The 21,843-nt window shown below is 42.6% G+C and carries 14 protein-coding genes and 1 pseudogene; 10 read left to right on the plus strand and 5 right to left on the minus strand.

What is annotated here, in order from left to right:
* The first annotated feature begins 80 nt into the window (after window positions 1-80).
* The 3 genes from sat (at window position 81) to IM515_RS04940 (ending at window position 5,038) form a co-directional block, all read left to right on the plus strand.
* A complete protein-coding gene (sat, locus tag IM515_RS04930; protein ID WP_287627998.1) occupies window positions 81-1,250 on the plus strand; it encodes a sulfate adenylyltransferase in 1,170 nt (389 codons plus the stop codon).
* Window positions 1,247-3,322: a caspase family protein gene (locus IM515_RS04935; RefSeq protein WP_287627999.1), complete on the plus strand. Its 2,076-nt coding sequence runs from the start codon at window positions 1,247-1,249 to the stop codon at window positions 3,320-3,322. Before sat ends, IM515_RS04935 begins: the two co-directional genes overlap by 4 nt.
* Window positions 3,323-3,397: 75 nt before the next feature.
* A complete protein-coding gene (locus IM515_RS04940) occupies window positions 3,398-5,038 on the plus strand; it encodes a DUF6930 domain-containing protein (protein ID WP_287628000.1) in 1,641 nt (546 codons plus the stop codon).
* A 220-nt stretch (window positions 5,039-5,258) separates the two neighbouring features.
* On the opposite strand, the gene IM515_RS04945 is transcribed toward IM515_RS04940, so the two are convergent.
* Both IM515_RS04945 and IM515_RS04950 read right to left on the minus strand, forming a co-directional pair.
* Window positions 5,259-7,241 carry an ATP-dependent nuclease gene (locus IM515_RS04945; RefSeq protein ID WP_287628001.1) on the minus strand — a complete coding sequence of 661 codons (1,983 nt, stop codon included), beginning with the start codon at window positions 7,239-7,241 and terminating at the stop codon, window positions 5,259-5,261.
* The gene (locus IM515_RS04950; protein ID WP_172970506.1) at window positions 7,238-7,375 is read right to left on the minus strand and encodes a hypothetical protein; all 138 of its coding nucleotides are present in this window, start codon (window positions 7,373-7,375) and stop codon (window positions 7,238-7,240) included. The genes IM515_RS04945 and IM515_RS04950 overlap by 4 nt, the downstream gene beginning before the upstream one ends.
* Before the next feature lie 350 nt (window positions 7,376-7,725).
* On the opposite strand from IM515_RS04950, the pseudogene IM515_RS04955 reads away from it, so the two are divergent.
* Window positions 7,726-7,839: pseudogene (locus tag IM515_RS04955) on the plus strand (zinc ribbon domain-containing protein); the annotation flags it as partial.
* A 177-nt stretch (window positions 7,840-8,016) separates the two neighbouring features.
* Here the strand turns inward: IM515_RS04955 and IM515_RS04960 are convergent.
* Together IM515_RS04960 and IM515_RS04965 are read right to left on the minus strand one after the other, a co-directional pair.
* A complete protein-coding gene (locus tag IM515_RS04960) occupies window positions 8,017-10,575 on the minus strand; it encodes a Calx-beta domain-containing protein (protein ID WP_502881969.1) in 2,559 nt (852 codons plus the stop codon).
* An 843-nt stretch (window positions 10,576-11,418) separates the two neighbouring features.
* Entirely contained in the window at window positions 11,419-11,736 is a 318-nt protein-coding gene (locus IM515_RS04965) for a hypothetical protein (protein ID WP_287628004.1), read from the minus strand.
* A 124-nt stretch (window positions 11,737-11,860) separates the two neighbouring features.
* On the opposite strand from IM515_RS04965, the gene msrA reads away from it, so the two are divergent.
* Window positions 11,861-12,523, plus strand: coding sequence for a peptide-methionine (S)-S-oxide reductase MsrA (gene msrA, locus IM515_RS04970; RefSeq protein WP_287628005.1), 663 nt, complete (start codon window positions 11,861-11,863; stop codon window positions 12,521-12,523).
* Window positions 12,524-12,954: 431 nt separating this feature from the next.
* Here msrA and IM515_RS04975 read toward each other — a convergent pair whose 3' ends face one another.
* Entirely contained in the window at window positions 12,955-15,354 is a 2,400-nt protein-coding gene (locus IM515_RS04975) for an FHA domain-containing protein (protein WP_287628006.1), read from the minus strand.
* Between the two features lie 190 nt (window positions 15,355-15,544).
* Here IM515_RS04975 and sir point away from each other — a divergent pair, with 190 nt between their 5' ends.
* The 5 genes from sir to IM515_RS05000 all read left to right on the plus strand — a co-directional run bounded on the left by sir (window position 15,545) and on the right by IM515_RS05000 (window position 21,771).
* The gene (gene sir, locus IM515_RS04980) at window positions 15,545-17,482 is read left to right on the plus strand and encodes a sulfite reductase, ferredoxin dependent (RefSeq protein WP_287628007.1); all 1,938 of its coding nucleotides are present in this window, start codon (window positions 15,545-15,547) and stop codon (window positions 17,480-17,482) included.
* A 105-nt stretch (window positions 17,483-17,587) separates the two neighbouring features.
* Window positions 17,588-19,474, plus strand: a complete 1,887-nt coding sequence (locus tag IM515_RS04985) for a tetratricopeptide repeat protein (RefSeq protein ID WP_287628009.1) — start codon at window positions 17,588-17,590, stop codon at window positions 19,472-19,474.
* Between the two features lie 3 nt (window positions 19,475-19,477).
* Window positions 19,478-20,731: an ATP-binding protein gene (locus IM515_RS04990; protein ID WP_287628010.1), complete on the plus strand. Its 1,254-nt coding sequence runs from the start codon at window positions 19,478-19,480 to the stop codon at window positions 20,729-20,731.
* A gap of 175 nt (window positions 20,732-20,906) precedes the next feature.
* Window positions 20,907-21,017, plus strand: coding sequence for a transposase (locus IM515_RS04995; RefSeq protein WP_370582930.1), 111 nt, complete (start codon window positions 20,907-20,909; stop codon window positions 21,015-21,017).
* A 445-nt stretch (window positions 21,018-21,462) separates the two neighbouring features.
* Entirely contained in the window at window positions 21,463-21,771 is a 309-nt protein-coding gene (locus tag IM515_RS05000; protein ID WP_002757875.1) for a DUF6679 family protein, read from the plus strand.
* The last annotated feature ends 72 nt before the right edge of the window (window positions 21,772-21,843 follow it).

The following is a 21,843-nucleotide window of genomic DNA, read 5'->3' on the forward strand; positions in this document are numbered from 1 at the left end:
ATCATCGCCAGACCCAACCCCTTGATTAAGGGTTAACCAACTTCTGATAGGATCAACCGTGACAATGTAAAGAAATTTTTATGACTGTACTGACCGAAGGAATCGCGCCCCACGGTGGGCAATTAATTAATCGTATTGCTACCGCTGCCGAAAAAGCCGAATTTCTGGCCCTAGCTGAAAAACTACCGCGAGTTTCCCTAGATGAACGATCGCTCTCGGATTTAGTTATGATTGCTATTGGTGGTTTCAGTCCCCTCAAAGGCTTTATGGAACAGGACGACTACGAAAAAGTCGTCGATGATATGCGTCTAATCAATGGTTTACCCTGGGCAATTCCCGTGACTCTTTCCGTTAGCGAAGCAGTGGCGGATCCCCTTAAAGAAGGCAACTGGATTCGTTTAGATGACAGCGAGGGCAACTTTGTCGGAGTCCTGGAACTAACCCAAAAATACCGTTATAATAAGGCCCACGAAGCAGTTAACGTCTATCGTACCGACGACCAGAAACACCCTGGGGTAAAAGTCCTCTACGAACAGGGAGAAATTAACCTCGCAGGTCCAATTTGGTTACTTCAGCGCGATCCTCATCCTCAGTTTCCCAAATATCAGATCGATCCTCTGCAATCGCGCCAGATGTTCCACGAAAAAGCTTGGAAAACCATTGTCGGTTTCCAAACCCGTAACCCCATCCACCGGGCCCACGAATACATTCAAAAATGCGCCCTAGAAGTGGTAGATGGTTTATTCTTGCATCCCCTTGTCGGTGCTACCAAAAGCGATGATGTGCCGGCCGATGTGCGGATGCGTTGCTATGAAATCATGATGGATAAATACTTCCCCCAAGATCGCGTTATTCTGGCTATCAACCCCTCAGCTATGCGTTATGCTGGCCCCCGGGAAGCAATTTTCCACGCTATTATCCGTAAAAACTACGGTTGTACCCATTTTATCGTCGGTCGTGACCATGCCGGAGTCGGCGACTACTACGGAACCTACGATGCCCAGTATATCTTTGATGAGTTCGAGCCGGGGGAATTGGGAATCGTGCCGATGAAGTTTGAACACGCTTTCTACTGCACCCGCACTTCGGGTATGGCAACCACCAAAACTAGCCCCAGTTTACCGGAAGAAAGAATCCACCTTTCGGGAACGAAAGTCCGGGAACTGCTGCGTAAAGGAGAATTACCACCTCCAGAATTTTCCCGTCCGGAAGTGGCTGCCGAATTAATCCGGGCTATGCGAGGGTCATGAACATAACTAGGCGAGAATTGATCCAGCAGACAGGTTGGGGGTTGCTGACTTTGGCGATTAGTCAAGGGACCCTTAACCGTCATTTGGCCGCTCTCGCCGCCCCTAATCCCCGAAAATTGGCTCTTTTAGTCGGTATTGACCAGTATGGGGCGAATATTCCGCCGCTGCCTGGTTGTCTTACCGATGTGGAGTTACAAAAAGACCTTCTCCGTTATCGTTTTGGCTTTCAGGATGCTGATATAGTGACTTTAACGGGACAACAAGCCAGTCGAGAAGCGATCGAATCGGCTTTTTTAGAACACCTGATCGCCCAAGCCAGGTTGGGGGATGTGGTAATTTTTCACTTTAGCGGTTATGGCAGTGTTGGGGCCCGAAAAGAGGTTTTTATTGCTGCTGATGGGGCAGAAAATGCTTTACTTAAGGAAAATATCCTGCTGATGGCTCGCTGTCTAGCTACAGATAAGTTTAGCTTGGTTTTTGATAGTAGTCATCTCCCCCAACCTCAGCCCTATCTCGGTAATCTCCGCGTTCGTTCCTATTCTAGAACCCTTGCGGAGCTTAACCCCGCCGAATTAACTTTCGCTGCCGATATTAAAACCCGTTTTAACCTCAAAAATAAGCCTAGTAACGGCGTTATTCTCGCTGCCGCTAAACCAGAGCAAATCGCCCTGGAATTGAGCGGTAATAGCCCCAATGCTGGCTTATTCACCTATGATCTCACCCAGTATCTCTGGCAAGCTTGCCCCAGTCCGACAATTGCGATCGCTTTTCCCCATCTCCGTAATCTTGTCGCTAGTCACAGCAGTGAACAACAGCAGCCGGCAATCCTAACCAGTAATCAAAAAAATAATTCTGCGGCAACCTATCATACAACGTCAGAAACGTCAAGGGGGGGCGCAGCAATTGTTACAAATCTTATTGATGAGCGCACCCTAGAAGTCAATCTGGTCGGCCTGCCCTTAGAAATCCTAGAAAATTACGGAATTAACTCCTGTTTGAGCTTTATTGAGGCGACCGGGGAGGAAATCAGCCTACAAATTCTCTCCCGTCAGGGTTTAAAAGCCAAAGCGCAATTATTATCCCCGGCTGCTTCCCTAGAAATAGGACAGATTCTACAGGAAAAATTGCGGGTTTTTCCGAGTCAAATCGGCTTAATCGTCGGTTTGGATAGTAACTTAACCCGAATTGAACGGGTAGATGCCACCAGTACCTTTGCCAGTTTGCCCGATGTGGCCGCCGTGGTTAACATTGGTGAACAAACGGTAGATTGTCTCTTAAGTCGAGTTGGTGGCGAAGAAACTGGCAATTATCAGTTATTATCTGCCAATGGCTCCCTAATTATCGGTAGTTTAGGGGCGGCCAACGAAGCCATTAAATCGGGGATCAAACGACTGCAACCGCAACTAGAAACCCTGCTGGCCTGCAAATTGTGGCACTTGTTGATCAATCAAGAATCCTCTGGTTTAGCCGTCATTGTCACCCTAGAAAGCCTCGATCAAACCTATATCTCGACGCTCCAAACCCAAAAAATTGCGGGTAGCAGGGGGACTAATACCACCAAAAATGACTTAATTCTGCCCGTCGGGACGGAAATTCGCTATCAAATCGAGAATCAAGAAGAACAACCCCTCTACGCAATGATCCTTGTCCTCAACAGCGATCGCCAACCGCTTTTATACTGTTCCTGTTCAGAAACCCCCGATAATTTCAGCAATTCCAGCCCATTGGCCCCCTTTGTCGTGGCGGCCAAAACCAAGGCCACCATCCCCAATGACCGCCAAGGGCATTGGAAAATTAGTCAACCCAAGGGCATCAGAGAGAATATACTGATCCTCAGTCGCCATCCTTTCCCGAACACCTTGACCCTTCTCAATGCCACTCAAAGCCTCAAGGGAGAAGCAACCCAACTGCTCACCCTGACTAACCCCCTAGAAATAGCCAGAGCTTTCTGGAGCGATCTAAAATTAGATTTAGGTCTAAAAATGGATAATTCTGGCAGTGTAATTGATGAATACGCCTTTGATCTGGGAACTTGGTCAGGTTTCCGGTTTATTTATCAAGTTATGGACTAAATCGATAGAATGATTCTATGGAATCCTTGAAAAGAAAAGGTTAAAATCCTAACACAGCTACCCCTAAATTTCCCGATGAATCTTCTGCCCCGGACAACCCAAAGCCGCCTCAAAAAAATTCCACAAATTCCCAGTGTTTGGGAAGGAGATCGTCGTGCTTTATCCTTATCCGAGAGAATGCCCCGGGCCACCCTAGAACCAAATCAAGAAAGCGGCGGCGAGTGCGTGATCTGGGTGGATGGTAGCGAGGGCTGTGTACGCGCTATGGAAGTAGTTTCCCCCGAAACCGGGCCCGAGGCCATGGTGAGAACCTTAATCCGCGCCATCGAAACGCCGCAAAGTCCCGCCCGGCCAGCTAGACCGAAAAAAATTATCGTCCGCGATCGAGAAACACAGTTTTTTCTGCGCGGGGTACTACAAGATCTCGATATCACCATCGATTATGTCCCCAGTTTGCCCCTGATCGATGATCTCTTTCGTGGATTCGACGAATTCCAAAATAACCGCCCCCCGGCAATTCCCGCCGCTTGGCAGTCCGCTTTAGTAAAAACCGCTCACGAAATTTGGAAAGCTGAACCCTGGTCCTGTTTAGCTGATTACGATATTTTGGAAATTAAGCTCGATCGCCCCGATTTCCCGCATCTTTACGCCTGTGTCATGGGAATGCTCGGTCGGGAATACGGAGTCATTCTCTATCGTTCCCTAGCATCTCTCAAACAATTCCGGCAGGCCGCTTTGGAAGAAAAATCGATGGAAAGATTAGAAAAAGCCTTTCTTTCCCAAGATTGCTGGTTTTTAAGCTACGAATTGGCCGATGATGATGAGGACGATGATGAGGATGACTACGATCTGGCCTCGGCTCCCCCTTCCCAGATTCATCCAGTTTTCGGCAGCGTGCATCCCTATGAAGGTATTCGCCCCTATTTGGATGAAGAAGAAGCAATCACGGTGTATTTAGCTTTAATAGCTCTGTTGCGCTTTTTTAAAGGCAATCAATCCGCTTTATCCGAAGAACCGATCGGAGAATTACAGCGTCGTTTTCGCATTCCCCTCGATCCCGAACAAGCAAAAGGGGAAACCGTGGCCGTGACGGTAGCCACGATGCCCGATCTATGTGCGGAATTTATGCAACTCTTAGAGGAGGAGGACGACGATGATGAGGATGATGAGGAAGAATCCGTACTCAAGGAAAATCTAGTCCCCGATAATGCACATCTGAGTCTGGGAATGGTTCCCTGGCAATTATTAGATAAAATTCGCAGTCGTCCGAAAATCCATTATCAACCCCAATCCGTACCCACAAAAGGGGAGGGTTTCCCCGTGGTCATGATCCAGACCTCCCGACCGAAAGCCAAGGAAATTATCGAAAAAATCGAACAAGCTGGCGGTTTGGCGGCCATTGGTTTTAACCCCGGCGAAGATCCCCTTGAAGATACCCGTTATGATCTCGGGATTCTGAAAATGGCTAACGGTGATCTCTATCTATTTGGGGAATTCGAGCAGGATGATCCCGACCACCGTAATGCACGCCGCAATTGGCAAAAACGCATCAAAAATACCGAGGGTTATTGTGGTTTGATTATTGCCATGGGCGTAACGGGTTCCTCCTGCGGTAATCCCCAATTAAACGATATGTTAGCTCTCTATGAGGCAAAATCGATCAATAGTAAAGATTTAGACTTGGGAGTTTTGACTCTTATGCCTCACTTTGGTTAATTTTAACGAAGGCAGCGGCGGCTCTTTTTCAGTGAACAGTAATCAGTAATCAGTTTGCTTGGCAAATTCATTGACATACTCCCACCGTCAAGCTGCGCTATGAAGCGTAGAAATATGCCCATGACGAATCGATTTTTACCGCCGCGCATGGGCAGAAATTCGCTTAATGGGTAGGTCAACTTCGATCAGTCGTTTAGGGTAGGTCATCATGGTTAAAATTCTACAATCTCGTTAAAAAATCCCACTCCTCAAACCAAGTTGAGCGATCAACGCATTCTAATAAAGCAATAAAATCCTGCTCAATATTAAACGCTATATTATGAGGGCTGATCACCTGATTGATAATTGCTTGAACGTCATCTTTTTTGGCATACTTGTAAAAATCCCGTGTATTCAAAATTTGATTGAAATAGTTGCGATAAGCAGTTGATAACTGAACATCATTTTCTGGAATTGACCTATCATTTGTACCCAACATATCATCACTCTTAAGCTTATCCCGAATAGAGCGGCATTGATAGATGATTTGTTCAAATGCCTTATCATCATTGAGTAATTGCTGTAATTTGGGATTCATATAGTTCAGATAGGCTTGTTTAAGACCTTGAGCAAGACTTACGGCATCCACTGAAATCGAATTTTGCTGGCGACTTAACCACAGAAAAAGTAACCTACCCAATTTATAAAAATCTGTAAATAAAATAGATTCAAACGTATATGAACTTGGGATATAAGTTGGCAAATCAAACCGATTATTTAAATTATTTATAATTAGATTTTTATGTTCGTCATTTAAGAAATCTCTATCAAAAATTAACACGGATTTTTGCCATAAATTTTGCTGATTTCTAATTAACTGAAATATCTTTTTGTAACTAGGTAAATCCTTAAAAATTTGAGAGACTCCACCCATCACCCAGAAAGAATATTTTTTTGTATTTATACCAATAGTATTCTTTTGTAATAACGTATAAATTGCTTTTGCATCATCCTGACCTTCGACAAAAATGATTTTATCCGCTTCAACGGCATTAATAAAATCTAAACCATTGCTATTCCCTAAAGAACTAATAATAGGATTTAGCGCAGAGGGATAAATTCCTTTAAAGCGTGGCTCTACGAAAAGTTCTTGTCGAGATAAAGCATTATAATTATATTGAGGTCTATTTTCCAGATGAAATAATTGATGTAAAGAAACCTGTCGAATTAAACTTTCATTATGAGTTGTTAAAAAAATTTGTGTTGTCTCAGAGAATCTAAGCAGTGTATTGATTAGCCGACTCTGTATGTCACGATGAATATGACTATCAGGCTCATCAAAAAGAATTAAATTGAGATCATTTCTTTGCCCAAAAGAATATAAATTTAATAAAATTACAATAATCTGTATTGTCCCACTTCCCAGTAAAGAAATATCTTTTTCTATATCACGATTATCAATTTTGTAATTAATAATAACTTTGACATCATCCCGAAAATCACTAGAAGTAAAAAAGCTAACCTCTGCACTAGGGCTATCAAAGAGAATATACGACAAATCGCGCTTAAATCTCTCATACAATTGAGGAGCTGCTTGATCACTATGAAGAGTGTATAGACGATTACGAATGACTTCAACCGATTCTCGCTTTTGAATTGCTTCTAGTACCTGCGGAGTAGTTAAAAACCTCTCATCCGCTCTAATCGTAGCAACAGGAGAAGCAAAAGAACAGCCAATTACTTTAGGAAAATTATGAAATAGTTGGTTAAACTGAAAAAAATCAAAATCTTGACGATTTAAAAATTCTAGCTTGTAGCTGTTGCCATGGGAATTTGTAATTGAAAAACCAATCTTTAATAATGGGTTTGCTCTTTGCTCAGAAGATATATCTTGAAAGATAAAAATTAATTCAATTTTTTGACTTTTATCGCACTGATAAAATAAGTCATCAATATTAGAACTACGAACCGTTTTTATATCTGTGTAAAGTAAATACTGAGTATCTTTAAAAACATAATGCCCCGCTCGATAACGTTCAGGTTTAGCACGAATTGCTTGGTATAACAAGAAGTTAAAACACTCATGCCAAAGGGCGATCGCCTCTAGCAAATTGGTTTTTCCTGAATTATTAACCCCAGTAAAGACATTAAAATCAGGCTCTAAATCTACGGTAACATCTTGAAAAGACTTAAAATTTTTAATCTGAATTTTGCTGATCTTCATTCCCGTTCATCCTGCTGGAGAATTGCCTCTAGTCCAAGCTGATAATGTTCAATGCTTGTAACAGGTTGCCGTCCTAGCGTAACCGCATCTCGAATGACATAAACTTCCGACATTGTCCCACAGTTAAACACCATATAGAGCCAATAGTCCCGCTTTAATCGTTCGGCTGTTTTATACTTATCTCTGATGCTAACACAATTGGGAAGTAGGTTAGCCCAATTACATCTATAGCAGTTTTCATCAGAATGAGGTATGGGCAAGGAGCTTAAACCCTTTGTTTGCAAAACTTGTCGACACCTCACTAACGTGAAAAGTGCTATAATTCGATTGAAAAAGCGAAACCCAACAACCCCAACGCTTACTGCTTAACTCTCAAAGTAATTGGCTGATAGCATTTTTCTTTATTCGTGGCAGGCATCCTACTCGCATCTCCCACCCCCCCTGCCCCCCCCGACATCGGGGGGGTCGGGGGGGCAAGGGGGGGGGAGAGTCCGGCCTCTGGGTTTTCAGTGGAGACATTGAGAATCTAAGCTGTCTCGTTGAACAAGGAATTTCCGATAGTGATAGGTCAAGAATTCCCCGTCACAGCGTAGCTTGACGGTGGGAGTATGTCAACCAAGTGCCTAAGACAAGCTGTATCCCTAACAATCAAACTAGGAGCCGTGTGAGGTGAAAGTCTCATGCACGATTCTGAAGGGGGGGGATGGAGGCGACTCCATTCCCGACCCCTAACACGCCGGCTTGAGAATATTCTTGTCACCCGATCAGGAATCCACTAAACAAAGAAGTTGGAAACAGGGATATTGCCAGTGGGTAATGTGCCGGTAATGCCTGTAACGTTAACCAGTAAGTCATTGGCACTTTGGAAACCAGCAACATTATCATTGACAATAATATAGTTTCCGGCTATCCCAGCAGTGGTTACTTGGACCAGGGCCGCGCCATTAATACCAAGTGCTTGGTTTCCGGCTAAGGCACCATTGGCATCGGTAAAAACAGCATTCACGACATTGGTTAAAGTGGTAGCCGCAGAATTGGCAGCACGACTAAAGGCAGCGGGGGCAGGCAGCACACCTCCCGCGGCACTGAGCAAATCAATTTTGTCGGAGTTGATCGCAAAATCAGTGATCCGGTCAGGGTTAGCGACAGTAGATTGGGAAAATTGGAAGAGGAAGACATCGTTTCCTGCTCCCCCCGTCAAGGTATCGAGTCCGGCACCACCATTAAGGGTATCATTGCCCCCACCACCGTTGAGAAGGTTATTGGCCGTGTTGCCCGTGATCACGTTATTACCTGCGTTACCAGTACCGTTAATGGCGGCTGCTCCCGTCAGTGTCAAATTTTCCACGTTTGCCGCTAAAGTCGTGGTGACAGCGGCCGTGATAGTATCGGTTATAGTCGTGGTAGCTATCGTCACCGCACCAAGAACAGCATTAGTAGGAGAAGACAAAGCTAAAGTAAAGGTCTCATCTGCCTCATTAAGGGAATCATTGAGAATGGGAATGTTGATGACTTGAGTAGTAACACCAGGGGCAAAGGTTAGAGTTCCAGTGGTGGCGGTGTAATCCGCTCCCGCGGTTGCTGTACCGTTAGCAGTAGCATAGTTAACGCTGATGGTTTGGCTGCTTGCTTGGGAAAGAGTGGCGGTGTAGGAGGCGTTTTGAGGAGTGGTCAAACCTTCAACAACAGTCTGATTGCTGGGACTAAGATTAATCTTGGGTAACTGAAAGTAGTTGCCAAAATTAACATCAGTCAATTTTTCGCCTACTTTCAAGATCAAAGCGTAGGGAGTGCTAGGGGAGGTTTGGAGCCAGCCTGTTTGATTCACTTCTCGGATGGCATATTCTCCCGGTCCTAAGTTAGTAAAGCTGTATTTGCCGTTAGCATCAGTAACTGTGGAAAGTTCCCAAGGATCTAGTGTTCCATTGGCAACACTATCAATGTAAATTGTCCAACCGGCTAGGGCTTTTTCATCTGCCTCCCAGATACCATTAGCATTAACATCGTTCCATTTACTGCCTTCGATGCTTCCAAGTGGAATTTGAATTTCTCCATTTTTAAGTGCTAAGTCCGCTGTGTCCTTTGCTCCTAACAAGAAGGTTTTATCCTTCGTTACCAGAAAATCGAAAACCGCACCATTTAAAAACGCACCTTCCGCAATACCAAATTCTCGTGCTGTTTTGAAAGCGTCTGCGACTGCGTTGGCATTTTGTTTCGCTAGAGTTTCTAAGGAAATAAACTCCTTGGGAAAAGGGATAGGCTCGGGATCGGGAACAGGAACGATGCTGGTAGATAATGATTTAGATTGAGCCAATATTGTGTAATCACCAAACAGGGATTCGCCCTTGCCAACTCGCCAACTGTCGGCAAACGTTGTATGTATCGTTGCGACAGAGGGATTAGGACCTAAGTTCGTGCCATCACGCAGAGCGAAATCATTACTGCTATCACCATCGCCATTACCTAAAAGCCCTTGTAGCGAGCCAGCGCGATCATCAGATGGATTGACAAAAACATTAATGTAGCTTCCATAGTCCGAGGCGATGACGACATCGTTATCATCGGCTGTGGAGAAATTCCCGTCTAGTCCAGCATAGGTGAAGGTGTACTGATTACCTGAACGCTGGATTCTCGTGTTACCAAACAATGCACTGCCGCCACTGTTTAGATTATATGTTACTCCATTAACTTTTAATTCTTGACCAATGGCAAGCTCTGAATCATAAACAAAAGTTTGTCCGTCTATTCCGATCGCAAACGCTGTATTGACAGAAACTTGAGCACCTGTATACCAAGGTTTTTGAACGGTTTGCACTTGAAAATCATCAACCAGAGACTCGACATAAATGAACGTTCCAACTGCTTGCAAATCATAGGGCTTGCCATCAAAAGTTGACAGATGCACATCTCCCCAACCGTGACCTTGACCAACTACAGGTTTAGAAGTGACAAACACCGAGAAATCTTGACCTGTAGCAAATGGTACTGAACCCATTGTACCATTAACATAAACCTCAAAACTATTAGCATGAATACCCCCCGGTTTCAAAATTGGATGATTACCCGGAAGAAAAATTTGTTCTATGTACTCAACAGCACCAGTAATCAAATCCACACCCGGAGGACCAGCAAGGACAGCAAGGGGGTCCGGGGTACTTATTTGACGCTTATTAGCAGCTGATATTGCAGTTAAATTGTAAAAAGTACTACCAACTTTTAAAATCAGATCCAAGTCAGCATCTGTATCGGTGATGCTAGGAGTTCCTGTCCAAACCAAGGTAATTTTAACATTGCCATTGACACCATTACTTGGGGTACGAGAGAACCTGCCCATGTTTGCCTGTATACCTTTAAAGGTATCCTCTACCAGGAATTGACTTAGGGATAGGTTGCCACTACTAGCATTTCCTAGCGCATCCGCAAAAACCGTTGCAGCAGTATAATTAGCAACATCTGTACTATCCCATAGATTTGGAGTTCCTCCTACATCCAAAGCTGTGTGGATAAGTAAGCCTTTTTCTGTAGAATCAAGAGTTTTAATGACTGTATCGTTGTTTACTAAATTATATGGGGCTACGCTGTTAATTCCGCCAGATGTATTACCCGCTATTGGTGTGTAAGGTGTATTTGGACCACTTGGCAAGATTATATTTTTAAAGCGAGCTCTGAAGCTAGGCGTTGACACTGATGAAAATGCAGTTTTTACATTTTCATATAGGAAGTTATCTTTCAGGTCTTCAGAGATGAAAAGGTTTTGAGACCATAGTAAATCGGATGGTGTAAGAGGCATAGTGGTAAAAGTCTTGAACGCTTCATACACCATATCTTAATCATTCGCTTGCGCCAAATCAATAAGCAAAAATACTGAATTAGCTGTAGCAGAAATGTTGAATTTGTACATAAAACTTTACATACAAGCCAACGATAACAGGCGTTCGCTTAGAGAGATTAAATTTCCCTCTTGGGATCAAATTAAGTTAACATAGCGCAGTTTATTAAGTAAAGTATCCCCATATATTTGAGGAATTTGCCTAAGCTGTAAAATCAAATATACAATTAATATAAGTGAGTGGGTGGAATTAAATATAAAATGAACGTAGGTTGGGTTGAAGCATGAAACCCAACGCCCGCTCATGTTACGCTACCGCTAACCCATCCTACAAATAATTGTGCCTCCCTACTTAGAACCAGTTTTAGCATCTACACCCATCACTAATTTCATCTGATGATAGCCTGACATCCAAAACAATTTGGGCGTTGCTGATTTGAGATATGAATCTTCTTTTCTGGTATTTTTAAAACCTAGAGCCAAACTAACTTTTGCATCTGATGCAAAGTTTGCATTCATACCTTGATTCAGCAACGCCTCAACTGGTACAAGTGTATGAACAACTGCCTGTAAGCATCCCACCGAAAAACTAATGCGCTCCGGGGTTGGGATTGAGTGATAAAATCGGAAATAACGCCCAGTTTTAGCCGAGAGTTTCCCTTTCAAAATCCCAACTCAGTAGATTGACAAAAATTGAGCTGCAGCCTCAGTTCTGATCACCGATCACTGAAATCGCCAAAATTAAGCGACAATGTAAAGTAAGGTAAAACTTTCTGGACAAATTCTTATTATGGTGCTATTCGGATTCGGAAAAAAATTAACTTTGCCCACAGCAAGGGAAGCACTACCCGGGCGATCGGAAAAAATGCCCGTACCTAGCGGCCACTACGTTAACGGTCATCCTTTGCAGCCCCCCTTTCCCACCGGTATGGAAACCGCAATATTTGGTTTAGGCTGTTTTTGGGGAGCAGAGCGGAAATTTTGGCAATTAGAAGGAGTTTACACCACGGCCGTAGGTTATGCGGCTGGTATCACCCCTAATCCCACCTATCAGGAAGTGTGTACCGGCATGACTGGGCATAATGAAGTGGTCTTAGTGGTTTATGATCCCAGTGTGATTTCCTACGAACAACTGTTAAAGGTTTTCTGGGAAAGTCATAATCCCACCCAAGGAATGCGTCAGGGTAATGATACGGGAACTCAGTATCGATCGGGTATCTATACCTATAGTCCCCAGCAAAAGCAATTAGCGGAAAAATCCCGATCGATCTATCAAGAAGCTCTCAATAAAGCGGGCCATGGTCAAATTACCACGGAAATTATCGACGCACCTGAATTTTATTATGCTGAAGGTTATCATCAGCAATATTTAGCGAAAAATCCCGGCGGTTACTGTGGTTTAGGGGGAACGAAAGTGGAATGTCCGATCGCTCTTGCTCTGAAGTTAAATTAAGTAGGGTTAGCCTTCAGTTATCAGTTATCAGTTATCAGTTAAGTAGGTGGGTGGAATTAAATATAAGATGAACGTAGGTTGGGCTTCGGCCGTGAGCTTTTGCCGAACGGTTGAAGCATGAAACCCAACGCCCGTATAGTTTACGCTACCGCTAACCCATCCTACAAATAATTGTGCCTCCCTACTTAGGGTCTGCTGAATAAATCTAAAAACCTTGTTGGATAAGACTTTTGGACTTTTTTCCCCTCAAAAAGTGCCGGCCATTGCGGGGATCGGGGGAAAATTCAGGTACTTTTTCCCTGAAAATTAGGTAGTTGACCACCTCAAAACTGGTAAAACCCCACACCCCACACCCCACACCCCACACCCTGCCACCACCGAAAAGCTTTTTGCCGCAAACCCTACTTATCAGTTATCAGTTATCATTCAGATCACAAAATATCTTTTCTTTTTTGCAACCAAGAGGTAAGGAGAAAATAAATAAGAGAATGAAGAATTAATACTCCCCAATTCAATAACAAATTATTGATAGATAATTGATAAACTTGATTGGTATCCTCAAAGGGTAAAGGGATATTAAAGTCATTTTGTTCTTTCGCTTCTGCAATCATAGCTTCCACCTCTACTAATACCCCGTAGGCACCAATCGACCAGCGACTAATCATCAACCATGATAGATATTTTCCCAGACCTTCTAAGTTAAATAATACCCCAGCAAAGATAATCTGAGGAATTAAAATTAAAGGTAATGCGCTATTTGCTTGAGTGATATTACTAACGCCAGCAGAAATTAATAAACCGAGATTAATTGCCGCAAATATAGTTAAAAATGTGGTAATAAAAAAGCCAATTAACCAAGTCATTAATTCCGGTTGTTGGTCAGTAAATCGCCAAAATATCACGCAGGTAATTACAATTGTTTGCAGAAAAGCTAAGGCTGCTAAAACCAGAATTTTTGAGAATAAATAGGGTAATAATCCCAGATTAACTAATCTTTCTCGCTGATAAATTGCTGATTCTTTGACAATTTCCTGTAGGGAACAGGCAAAACCTACCCACAATTCCGCGCAGGTAAAAACAAAGAGAGTTTTTAAGGCTAAAGGTGCCGATTGGATAGCATCTTCAAACCTGGGATTATCTCCCAAAAATAAAGGATTTTTGTCCCCTAAAACCATGGCCATTAAGAAAATTCCAATCGGGGCGGTTAATAGGTATAAAATTAAACTAAATTGATCACGGATAATTAACTGGCTATAGCGTTGACATAAAACCTGTAGTTGTGGCCAAAAAGATTGTTGAACCTGTTGCGGTTTACTATGATTTTGCTGAAATATTTTACCGATTCTTGCTTCAATATTATTTTTGTAGTAGTCGGATTGTTGGAAACGTTGGCATTCTTGCTCAACTTTTTCGCTAGTTTCCAGATGAATATAAATATCGGCAAAATCCCCCTGAGGTAAAGAGAAAAAATTTAAGGCCTCCCCCGGAGAACCAAAATAACATAAATTGCCCCCTTGACCGAGAAAAACTAATCGATCGCAGAGATTGATATTATTAGTAGCATGGGTGACTAGGAGAATTGTTCTGCCTTCTTTGGCCAATTTTGCCAGCAATTCCATCATCTTTTTATCTAAACCGGGGTCTAATCCCGAGGTGGGTTCATCTAAAAAGAATAATTTGGGATTAGCTAATAATTCTACCGCAATACTCACCCTTTTTAATTGACCACCGCTTAAGTCTCTGACTAAAGTATTTCTTCTTTCTAACAATTCCACCTGCTGCAGGGTTTTCTCGATCACTTCTTGGCAATTAAGATCGGGAGGTAGCCTTAATTTAGAAGCATAATATAACACTTCTCCCACGGTTAAATCCCTGTGAACGATATCGTATTGGGGAACATAACCGATGTGGGTGCGATAGATATTAAAATTCTGGCGCAGCTCTTCCCCATTCAGATAAACAGTTCCCGAGGTGGTGGGTTCAATTCCTAATAAAGTCTTTAAGAAAGTCGATTTTCCCGCACCACTTCCCCCGACAATTGCCACTAATTGACTCGGTTCGATCGGTAGGGAGATATGATTGAGAATTATTAAAGGTCGTTTCTTTTTATCCCGCACCATCCTGACGATATTTTCGGCATCCAGACGGATATTATCCCCTGTATCTAATAAAACTAAGTCATCTCCCTGCAACCGAAAACTATAGGGGCCGATTCTCACTGTACAACCATTAGTTAAAATGGCACTACCCGATACTTTTTGTCCGTCGATAAAGACTCCATTGGTGCTTTTGTCGTGGAGAATATAACGATTTTGGTTATCGCTGTCGATAATCGCGTGTTGTCGGGAAATTGTCGGAGCGTCTAAAACCACAGTGGCAGCCTTATCTCGTCCTAAAACTACACTGCGATTGCTTAGGGAAACCGATTTAAAAGCTAAAGGTGGGCTTTTTACCTGTTGGTTAGGATGATAATAGGTAATCTTGACCGAATTTTTGACATCTTGACCGATATTAATCTCATCCCCATTTTGTAAAAGATAGCCATCTTTGGGAGTAATCACGCGATTATTGATAAAAAGTTGATTGGAACTAGGATTAGTCCCGTCTCCATCGTAGATATAGTAATCATCTCCCTGACGACGAAAACAAGCTTGGACTCGACTCACCACCGTCCAGTGTTGGGGAACAACTAAATCCACCTGTTGACCATCCCGCCCCAATTTATAATTAGGACGACTCAGATTAATAGAAGGGAGAATTTCTCCCTGATTGTTAAGAATAATGTAGGGTTCTTGACTAATAACCGTTTTAATGTTAGGAGAATTGGTCATAAAAAGTCGATCGGTAGATGGCGTTCGCGGGGGACGGTAAGAAGTTAAGATAGAATTAATGTCTCGATCGCTACTGTAAACCTCAGAGTCTGGAACGAACTCTAGAGATCATATTAGTAAAACTTCTTAGGATCGATCGAGCTTGTCTAAATTCCTAAGACCTATCCACAGGTTATCGTGCTGTTAGACGATGGTTACAACTCCTATTTCTCCTACCGCCAAGGTTTCTAAAGTCGAAGGTATCAAAGAACGCAGTAATTATCTACGAGAACCTTTGGCCAGTGAACTCCTCGAAGATACAACCCATTTTACCGATGCGGCGGTTCAGATTCTCAAGTTTCACGGTTCCTATCAACAGGATAATCGCGACAATAGAGCCAAAGGTCAAGAAAAAGACTATCAAATGATGTTGCGTACCCGCAGTCCGGGGGGTTTTATTCCCGCGCAACTATATCTTACCCTCGATAGTTTGTCCGATCGCTACGGTAACGGCACTTTACGGGTGACAACCCGCCAAGGCTTCCAATTACACGGCATTTTAAAGAAAAATCTCAAAGCAACCCTCGGGGAAATTATCCGCAGTATGGGATCCACTTTAGCGGCCTGTGGTGATGTTAACCGCAATGTCACTGCACCGCCAGCCCCCTACAAAAATCGCCCCGAATACGGCTATGCTTGGGAATATGCCAATAATATCGCCGATTTGCTCACTCCCCAAACTGGAGCTTACTACGAAATTTGGCTCGATGGCGAAAAAGTGATCAGTGCAGAAGAAGCGCCGTCCGTCAAGGCATCGAGACAAAAAGATACAAATGGCATCAACAAAAACGATCCGATCGAACCGATCTACGGTCAACATTATATGCCCCGTAAGTTCAAGATGGGTGTCACCGTGCCGGGGGACAACTCCATCGATATCTACACCAATGACATCGGTTTAGTGGTGATTACCGACGCGAATGGTCAATTACAGGGTTTTAACGTCCTTGCGGGGGGTGGACTGGGAAGAACCCACAATAAGGAAGAAACTTTCCCCAGAATGGCCGATGCGATCGGTTATGTGAGTAAAGAGGAGGTATATGATCTAGTAAAAGCGATCGTGGCAACCCAAAGAGATTACGGTGATCGCGGCGATCGTCGTCATGCGAGAATGAAATATATCCTCGAAGAATGGGGAGTAGAAAAATTCCGCAGCACTGTTGAGGGTTATTTCGGCCAAAAAATTGCCCCCTACCAACCCCTCCCCGATTGGGAATATCAAGACTTTTTGGGATGGAATGAACAGGGAGACGGAAAATTATTTTTTGGTCTTCATGTAGAAAATGGCAGGGTCAAAAATGAAGGCAGTTTTCAGCTAAAAACCGCCTTAAAAGTGATTATCGAGCGTTTTGAGCTACCCATGCGCTTGACGGCTAACCATAATATCATTCTCTACGAAATTGAACCCAAAGATCAGCAAGCGATCGAGGCGATCCTGAAAGAACACGGAATTATCACCAATCCCGCCGAAATTGACCCTTTAACCCGTTATTCCATGGCCTGTCCTGCTTGGCCTACCTGTGGATTAGCGATTACTGAGTCGGAAAGAATCTTACCCAGCGTGATTGAACGCATTCGCACCCTGCTTAATCGCTTAGGATTATCCAAAGAGCAATTTGTCATCCGCATGACAGGATGTCCCAATGGCTGCGCGCGTCCCTATATGGCAGAATTAGGATTTGTGGGTAGCGCTCCCAATTCCTACCAACTCTGGTTGGGGGGAACAGCCGATCAAACTCGACTAGCGCGCCCCTATTTGGATAAAATGGCGATCGATGATCTAGAAAAGGTCTTAGAACCGATTTTCGTTTACTTCCAACAGAATCAACAAAATAACGAGACCTTCGGAGAATTCTGTCACCGAGTCAATTTCCCTGCTTTACAAGCATTTTCAGCCACCTACACACCTAAAATGACCGAAACTACTACCACTGAATCAAAACCCAAACGCGTGCGTAAAAATCAAAACCGTGTCAGCGTCCCCGATGATATGTTTGTCCGTCTCAAGGAAGCTTCGGAAACGGAAAAACGGCCGATGAATCAAATCATCAATGAGGCACTAGAGGCCTATTTCAGCCAAAAATCCTAATCAGTTATCAAGGTGGGACTTAACCCACCTTTTTTTAATTAGTATATTCATAGGGTCGGTCTGTCGAAAAAATCATAGTCCATCACATCATCTTGGTTACGCGATATGGTGCAACAATTGGGGCAGTTTCTCAACCTTCAAGCGGGAAGTATAGAGGAATATCAGGAGTTTTTATCAGAAGTCTTACAAGCAGAATGGGAGAGTAATGGCGATCCTACGGTGGTTTATCCTATCCTACAACGCCGTCAACATCTGTTAGATGATACCTTTGCCCAACTGTTGCAACAATGGGCTAGAAATGTGTTTTCTCAAAGGAAACCAGAAGAAGTGGCGGCTATTGTCGGGGTGATTCAGAATTTATGTATTAAGATTGCAGATTTTCCTTTGGGAAGTCGGGCTAATAATCTAGAAATCGCTATTACAGGCTATCAGACCCTCTTAGAAGTATATACCCGTCAAGCTTTTCCTGAAAAATGGGCAAGGATACAAAATAATCTGGGGAATGCTTATAGTAAGCGCATCAGAGGGGAAAGGGCAGAAAATTTAGAGTTAGCTATTGTTGCTTATAACCAGTCTTTAGAAGTAAGAACCCGTGATGCTTTTCCTTATGAATGGGCAAGCGTACAAAATAATCTGGGTAATGCTTATAGTGATCGTATCAGAGGGGAAAGGGCAGATAATCTAGAGTTAGCTATTGTTGCTTATAACCTGTCTTTAGAAGTCTATACCCGTGATGCTGATGCTTTTCCTTATGAATGGGCAAGCGTACAAAATAATCTGGGTACTGCTTATAGTAATCGCATCAGAGGGGAAAGGGCAGATAATCTAGAGTTAGCTATTGTTGCTTATAACCTGTCTTTAGAAGTCTATACCCGTGATGCTTTTCCTTATGAATGGGCAAACACACAAAATAATCTGGGTACTGCTTATAGTAAGCGCATCAGAGGGGAAAGGGCAGAAAATTTAGAGTTAGCTATTGTTGCTTATAACCTGTCTTTAGAAGTCTATACCCGTGATGCTTTTCCTTATGAATGGGCAAGGACACAAAATAATCTGGGTGCTGCTTATAGTCAACGCATCAGAGAGGAAAGGGCAGAAAATTTAGAGTTAGCTATAGCAGCATTAAACCAGTCTTTAGAAGTCTGTACCCGTGATGCTTTTCCTCAAGATTGGGCAGTAACACAAAATAATCTGGGTGGTGCTTACAAAAACAGAATCCAAGGAGACATAGTAGAGAATATAGAAACTGCAATTTTCTGTTATCAAGAAGCGTTAAAAATTCGTACTTTTGATGCCTTTCCTCTTGACTGGGCAACTACTAAAAATAATTTAGGCAATGCTTACAGTGAACGAATTAGAGGCAATAAAGCCGAGAATATCGAAAATGCAATTGTCTGTTATCAAGAAGCCTTACAAATTTATACCCGTCAAGCCTTTCCAGGAGATTGGGCAGAGACACAATATAATTTAGCCAATACTCTCAGAGAACGATTTAAACTTCTTGGTAAAGTGACAGACATTCAACAAGCAATTAACTCTTATAAACAAGCTGGAGAAATTATTGAAAAAACCGAAGACAAAACCTTATATTTTAACTATTCCTATCAATTAGGAAAAGCTTTATTTGAGGGCGGATATTATACAGAAGCTATTGAACACTTAGAAAATTGTCAGCAACTTTATCAAAAACAAAAGGATATTAGTAGTTTGGCTCCAATTTTATTGGAACTTGCCCGTCTCTATCATCGCACTGGTAGGCTCGAACAGGCAAGACTTTATTTTAAAGATTCTTTACGTCTATTCCGTCGTTTAGGTGATCAAGATAATGTGGCTTCTGTGACAACTGCACTGGGCAATCTAGAAATACAAATTGGCAAGATTTCCCAAGCTTGTAGTCATTTAAAAGAGGCACAAACATATTATCAAGAAAAAAATAATTCAGAACGACTAGAGGAAATTAATTATCTACTAAAAATTCTACAATCTGCGTAAAAAATGTCAAGACTCAGCCGTTATCAATCAACTCTCAAAAGATGGGGACTTATAGAAAATCCTTTTCGAGCAACTCCCCCCGATGATCGCAAAAAATTAGCAAAGATTTTTTATGGACGAGATCAAGTTTTAGATGTCGTTATTCCGACCCTCTATGAAGGACGTAATATCCTAGTTAGGGGAGCTTGGGGTATTGGTAAAACTGCTTTGATTTTTAATTTAATTAACCAGTTACAACAGGAAGTTAACCAATTAAATGAAAAAATGTTATTGCTTTATATTAGCAGTATTCCTGGGGAAAGTTCCACGGAATTTTATCGTGCTTTATTATTAGCTGTAGCCGATAGTTTAGCGGATAGTGATCAAGAATCAAGAGACATTGCTAATACGCTTTTAGGGTATTCTATCCAACGCAATAAAACCACTACTGAAGGACAAGTTAAATTAGGCTTTTTATCCTTTGGCAAAAAGGAAGAATCCCCTGCTAATCAACTGACTCCCACCGCCAATGCTGACCCGTATCCTCTACTCATTCGGTTATTAAATAGAGCCGAAGAAATTTATTCTCGTATTGTTATTGCTATTGATGATTTTGACAAAAAAGATCCCATTGTTGTCCAGACAATTTTAGAAAGTAGTTTAGATTTATTTCGGATGGGAAAACATCGAGGATTTATCATGACAGGAAGAGGCTTTACCGAGTTTCAAGAAGCAACCTTAAAAGCCCTTGGTATCTTTTCTGAAGATATTCCCCTTGAACCCATGAGTCAAGATGATTTACGTCACATTGCTATTAATTATCTTAATAGTGCCAGAAACGAACAGCGAAATGATCCCTATCCTTTCACAGAGGAAGTCATCAATTTAATTACGGGTTACGCTCAAGGAATTCCTCGACAACTGAATACTATCTGTGAAAAAGTATTAAGGCAAGCTGCTTCAGAAGGATATGAAATTATTGATGAAACTGCTTTTTATTCAATTTGGCAAATCCTTCAAAAAGACTTTACTGATTATTTAAGTCCTCAGTTTCGTCATTTATTATACGTTGCTCATCAAGCCGGTGGCATTAGTGAGAATATTTCTGATCAAACTTTGGCTAAACTTGATGCTATAACCTTTGTTGCTCTCTTGCCCCAACTTAAATCGATGGAAGAACAAGGATTATTAATTCGTCAAGAAGATCAAAGCGGTTTTCGTTTTGTTCCTTCCCAATTATTTCAACCTAAGTTACTCCCTGAGTCTCAGTCTGAGTAAATAATAAATAGCTCCTTCGATGTACAGGGTGAGCGCATCTCAAACGCTATTAACAATTGAGATGGCAAATTCTCCTCAAATATGCCTGAATCGTGGGTAAGCAACTCACATAAAGTTCATTTTGTCAAGGATCCTTAAGATGCGCTTACCCTGAAGTAGCTATAAGCTCACAGCCATTTTTTATTTATCGGCCAACGGAATCAAGTGGCGAGCGATGCCCCATGACTTGCCAAGATGGCAGAGCGTCTATAGCTATTTTTCGGGGTTGGAAAGGGGACGGTACTGATAGCATTTTTCAAAAGTAATGGCAGATATGGTTAATTGCCCTCACCCCCAAACTCCCCCTGCCCTACCGATGTGGGGGGTGGAGGGGCGCAAGAGGGGAGTAGGATACCTGCCATGAATAAAGAAAAATGGCATAACCTCATCCCTAAACCTCATTCCCGATTCCATCCAGGAATACTGTTAGGAAGTGAAAATTTATGTGACAATGACTCTATAAGGGCGATTTTTTACTGAATCGCCGAAGCCGTCTATTAATCGAATCGATGTCTTTGAAGAACGTAGCCCCAAACTGGAAACCTGACTTTTCTTACCCATTCTTGCCACTACTAGCGGAATTTTTCTCCCTTTTGTGTTACCCACGGGAATTCTTGAGCTATTGCTGAGATTGGCATTTTGTCACTTCCCGTTAGTTGAATCCAACAAAAGAAGCTGTTTAGGAGCAATTTATGTTACACCGCAAGATTTATCAATTCTGTATGGATGGTCAGGAAGTCTGCATTTTCTTGCGCGATCAGCAAAGATGGATCGATAATGCTCGTATTGTCGATCTAGAAAGCGATCTCGTCACCATTCGCTACGAAACAGAAGAAGAAGACGAAATTAGTTCTTGGGAAGAAATGGTGCGTTTAGAAAGTATCGGTGCGGTGAGCAGAAAACTGGCATCGGTGTCGCGGACGAATCCTGATATTAATGTCTCGGAAGATTGTCCGGAAGCAGAACAACTTTATCCCCATTCTCCCGATAGCTTAGATTAATTTTGTCGATTTAAATTACAGTGGCTAGAAGTCCCGCGGTTTTAACCATGACCAAGGGACTTTTAAGGGATG

The sequence above is a fragment of the Microcystis sp. M44BS1 genome, assembly GCF_020244875.1.
GTDB lineage: Bacteria > Cyanobacteriota > Cyanobacteriia > Cyanobacteriales > Microcystaceae > Microcystis > Microcystis panniformis.

Coding starts and splice junctions, on each gene's coding strand:
- IM515_RS04935 (WP_287627999.1), top strand. CDS start 1,247: ATGAACATAACTAGGCGAGAATTGATCCAGCAGACAGGTTGGGGGTTG.
- sir (WP_287628007.1), top strand. CDS start 15,545: ATGGTTACAACTCCTATTTCTCCTACCGCCAAGGTTTCTAAAGTCGAA.
- sat (WP_287627998.1), top strand. CDS start 81: ATGACTGTACTGACCGAAGGAATCGCGCCCCACGGTGGGCAATTAATT.
- IM515_RS05000 (WP_002757875.1), top strand. CDS start 21,463: ATGTTACACCGCAAGATTTATCAATTCTGTATGGATGGTCAGGAAGTC.
- IM515_RS04990 (WP_287628010.1), top strand. CDS start 19,478: ATGTCAAGACTCAGCCGTTATCAATCAACTCTCAAAAGATGGGGACTT.
- IM515_RS04975 (WP_287628006.1), bottom strand. CDS start 15,354: ATGACCAATTCTCCTAACATTAAAACGGTTATTAGTCAAGAACCCTAC.
- IM515_RS04940 (WP_287628000.1), top strand. CDS start 3,398: ATGAATCTTCTGCCCCGGACAACCCAAAGCCGCCTCAAAAAAATTCCA.
- IM515_RS04945 (WP_287628001.1), bottom strand. CDS start 7,241: ATGAAGATCAGCAAAATTCAGATTAAAAATTTTAAGTCTTTTCAAGAT.
- IM515_RS04985 (WP_287628009.1), top strand. CDS start 17,588: ATGGTGCAACAATTGGGGCAGTTTCTCAACCTTCAAGCGGGAAGTATA.
- msrA (WP_287628005.1), top strand. CDS start 11,861: ATGGTGCTATTCGGATTCGGAAAAAAATTAACTTTGCCCACAGCAAGG.
- IM515_RS04960 (WP_502881969.1), bottom strand. CDS start 10,575: ATGGGCAGGTTCTCTCGTACCCCAAGTAATGGTGTCAATGGCAATGTT.
- IM515_RS04950 (WP_172970506.1), bottom strand. CDS start 7,375: ATGGTGTTTAACTGTGGGACAATGTCGGAAGTTTATGTCATTCGAGAT.